Raw genomic sequence first — 3,318 nt, 5'->3', positions numbered from 1 at the left:
CGGCGTTCCGGGTGGTGGAGCTGCTGCTGGCCGGGGACACCGGGCCGGTGAGCGTGTCGGTGGACCTGAGCGGGGACCCGCTGCGGATCAGCATGCGGCCGATGCCGGCGGACGAGGGTGGGGAGATCGCGGCCGGGTTGCGGGCCCGGCTGGCCGCCGTGGGCGGCAGCATGGCGACGGCCGCCGACGGCCTCCCGGAGATCCACCTGCCGGCGCCGACGACCGCTCATCCGGGCGAAGGCCGCCCGGTTTCCGGCCCGACACCGCTGCCCGTCACTGGTGACTCGACCGGCAACTCGCCGGCACCGGCCCAGCCGGAGCGGGAGGCGGCGCAGGCCACCGGCGCGACGGGCGCCGAGGCCCGGACCAACCCGATGCGCGCCAGCGACCCGCTCAGCGCGAGCAACCCGGCCGGCGAGGGCCAAGGACCGGCTGGGACCATTCCTGCCGACGACGGGCCGGGTACGCCGGCCGGGGACGACAAGGAGGTGGCGTCATCGCCGTCCGGGTGATGGTCGTTGACGACCAGCTCATGGTGCGCGCCGGGATCGCCGCCATCGTCGATGCCGAGGAAGGCCTTGAGGTTGTCGGTGAGGCCGCCGACGGGCAGACCGCGCTCGACCTGGCCGCCCGGCTGCGGCCCGACGTGGTGCTCATGGACATCCGGATGCCCGGCATGGACGGGCTGACCGCCACCGCCCAGCTCACTGCCGCCGCGCCGGAGACCAAGGTGCTGGTCCTCACGACGTTCCATCAGGACCGGTATGTCTATGAGGCGTTGAAGGCGGGCGCGGCCGGGTTCGTGCTCAAGGATGTGCTGCCCGCCGATCTGCTCGCCGCCATCCGGGTTGTCGCGGACGGTGAGGCGATGCTCAGTCCCGCTGTCACGCGGCGGTTGATCGACGCGTTCGCCAGCGGTGGGCTGTCCGGACCGGCCGAACCCGGGCGGCGGCTGGAGGGCCTCACTCCCCGCGAGCGCGAGGTCCTGGTCAGCATCGCCACCGGCATGTCCAACGCCGAGATCGGCACCGCCCTGGGCATCACCACCGGCACGGTGAAGGTGCACGTCAACGCGCTGCTGGCCAAGCTCGGCGTCCGCGACCGCGTGCAGGCGACGATCGCCGCCTACGACCTCGGCCTGGTCCGCCCCAACCCCTGACCCGGCCCGGATCTCAAGCAGTCCGGGCCGGGTGTCCGGGGTTCAGCCCTTGAGGGCCGCCGAGACCACCGCCCGCGCCTCCTCCTGGATGCGCGCCAGGTGGTCCGGCCCCTTGAACGACTCCGCGTAGATCTTGTAGACGTCCTCCGTGCCCGACGGCCGGGCCGCGAACCAGCCCGACTCCGTCGTCACCTTCAGGCCGCCGATCGGGGCGTTGTTGCCCGGCGCCGACGTCAGCACCGCCGTGATCGGTTCGCCGTCGAGCTCCTTGGCCGTCACCTGCGACGGCGACAGCTTGCCCAGGATCGCCTTCTCGTCGCGGGTCGCCGGGGCGTCGATGCGGGCGTACGCCGGGTCGCCGAACTTCGCCGTCAGGTCGCGGTAGTGCTCGCTCGGGGTGCGGCCGGTCGTCGCCACGATCTCCGAGGCCAGCAGGTCCAGCAGGATGCCGTCCTTGTCCGTGCTCCACGGGCTGCCGTCGCGGCGCAGGAACGACGCTCCCGCGCTCTCCTCGCCGCCGAAGCCGACCGAGCCGTCCAGCAGGCCCGGCACGAACCACTTGAAGCCGACCGGCACCTCGTCCAGTTTGCGGCCCAGGTCCGCCGCCACCCGGTCGATCATCGACGACGACACCAGGGTCTTGCCGATCGCCGCCGCGGCCGGCCAGTCCGTGCGCACCTTGTACAGGTACGAGATCGCCACGGCCAGGTAGTGGTTGGGATTCATCAGGCCGCCGTCGGGCGTGACGATGCCGTGCCGGTCGGCGTCCGCGTCGTTGCCGGTGGCCAGCTGGAACTTGTCCTTCTGGGCGATCAGCGAGGCCATCGCGTACGGCGACGAGCAGTCCATCCGGATCTTGCCGTCCCAGTCCAGGGTCATGAAGCCGAAGGTCGGGTCGACGTCCGGGTTCACCACGGTCAGGTCCAGGCCGTACCGGGAGCCGATCTCGCCCCAATAGGCGACGCTGGCGCCGCCCAGCGGGTCCGCGCCGATCCGGATGCCGGCCGAGCGGATCGCCTCCATGTCGATGACCGAGCCCAGGTCGTCCACGTACGTGGCCAGGTAGTCGTAGCCGCTGACCAGCTCCGAGGTGCGGGCCCGGGCGGCCGGCACCCGGCGTACCTCCTTGAGGCCGGCGGCGATCAGCGCGTTCGCCCGGTCCTGGATCCATTTGGTGGCGTCGGTGTCGGCCGGCCCGCCGTGCGGCGGGTTGTACTTGAAGCCGCCGTCGTCCGGTGGGTTGTGCGAGGGGGTGACGACCACGCCGTCGGCCAGTCCGGAGGTGCGGCCCTTGTTGTAGGTCAGGATCGCGTGCGACAGCGCCGGCGTCGGGGTGTAGCCGTCGCGGCTGTCGATCAGCACCCGCACGTCGTTGGCGGCGAACACCTCCAGGGCCGAGATCATCGCCGGCTCGCTCAGCGCGTGCGTGTCGCGGCCCAGGTAGAGCGGGCCGTCGGTGCCCTGCTCGCGGCGGTACTCGACGATGGCCTGGCTGGTGGCCACGATGTGGTCCTCGTTGAACGCCGTCCTCAGGCTGGAACCGCGGTGCCCGGAGGTGCCGAAGGCGACGCGCTGCTCCGCGACCCCGGGATCGGGGTGGTCGGTGTAGTAGCTCAGGACCACCCGGGGCACGTCGATTCGGTCGCGGGATTCGGCGGGGGTGCCGGCGCGGGGATGCACGGACATCGAGGAGCCTCCTTGAGGGCGTGGACCTGCCCGGGATCGTATCGCCGGGTGGTACCCGGCCGGGCGGATCGGTAAGCCGCCGTGCGCGGATTGAACCTTTCCCCCCGATGATCCGAACTACCTGTCGTGACTGGGGCTGCAGCGGCTGGGGGGCCGCGGATCGTGCGCGTGCTCATCGTGGCCATGATCGGACTGGGTGCGGTGCTGCTTCCGGCGGCGCCGGCGAGCGCGCACGCCGCGTTGACGACGGCGACGCCGGAGCCCGGCAGTGTGGTGGCGACGGCGCCCGGCGAGATCACTCTGACGTTCACCGAGGGCATCACCCCGGTGCCGGACCGCACGCAGGTGCTCGCGCCGGACGGCAAGCGGATCACCGGCGCGGTCGCCGCGATCGGGTCGACGCTGCGGATCCAGGTGCGGCGCGCGGACCAGCCGCTGGGCACGTACCTGGTCAGCTATCGGATCGTCTCCAG

At 72.2% G+C, this 3,318-nt stretch carries 3 protein-coding genes and 1 pseudogene; 3 read left to right on the top strand and 1 reads right to left on the bottom strand.

The window, feature by feature from the left end; all coding sequences use genetic code 11:
• Together AB0C29_RS39840 and AB0C29_RS39835 are read left to right on the top strand one after the other, a co-directional pair.
• Positions 1–512 (top strand): annotated as a pseudogene (locus AB0C29_RS39840) (hypothetical protein); the annotation flags it as partial.
• Positions 512–1,159 carry a response regulator transcription factor gene (locus AB0C29_RS39835; RefSeq protein ID WP_360831970.1) on the top strand — a complete coding sequence of 216 codons (648 nt, stop codon included), beginning with the start codon at positions 512–514 and terminating at the stop codon, positions 1,157–1,159. The pseudogene AB0C29_RS39840 and the gene AB0C29_RS39835, both read left to right, overlap by 1 nt.
• A gap of 42 nt (positions 1,160–1,201) precedes the next feature.
• On the opposite strand, the gene pgm is transcribed toward AB0C29_RS39835, so the two are convergent.
• Positions 1,202–2,845, bottom strand: a complete 1,644-nt coding sequence (gene pgm, locus AB0C29_RS39830) for a phosphoglucomutase (alpha-D-glucose-1,6-bisphosphate-dependent) (RefSeq protein ID WP_360831967.1) — start codon at positions 2,843–2,845, stop codon at positions 1,202–1,204.
• A gap of 168 nt (positions 2,846–3,013) precedes the next feature.
• Between pgm and AB0C29_RS39825 the strand changes: the two genes are divergently transcribed.
• Positions 3,014–3,318: copper resistance CopC family protein (locus tag AB0C29_RS39825; protein WP_360831965.1), on the top strand; the 305-nt coding region annotated here is incomplete at its 3' end.

The organism is Actinoplanes sp. NPDC048791, assembly GCF_040650095.1.
In the GTDB taxonomy this organism is placed as follows: Bacteria; Actinomycetota; Actinomycetes; order Mycobacteriales; family Micromonosporaceae; genus Actinoplanes.
Note: the sequence above shows the minus strand (reverse complement) of the source record. Positions and strands in the feature narration are given on the sequence as shown.

What these genes read in the sequence shown, in the direction of transcription:
- AB0C29_RS39835 (WP_360831970.1), top strand. Translation starts at nt 512, where the DNA reads ATGGTCGTTGACGACCAGCTCATGGTGCGCGCCGGGATCGCCGCCATC.
- pgm (WP_360831967.1), bottom strand. Translation starts at nt 2,845, where the DNA reads ATGTCCGTGCATCCCCGCGCCGGCACCCCCGCCGAATCCCGCGACCGA.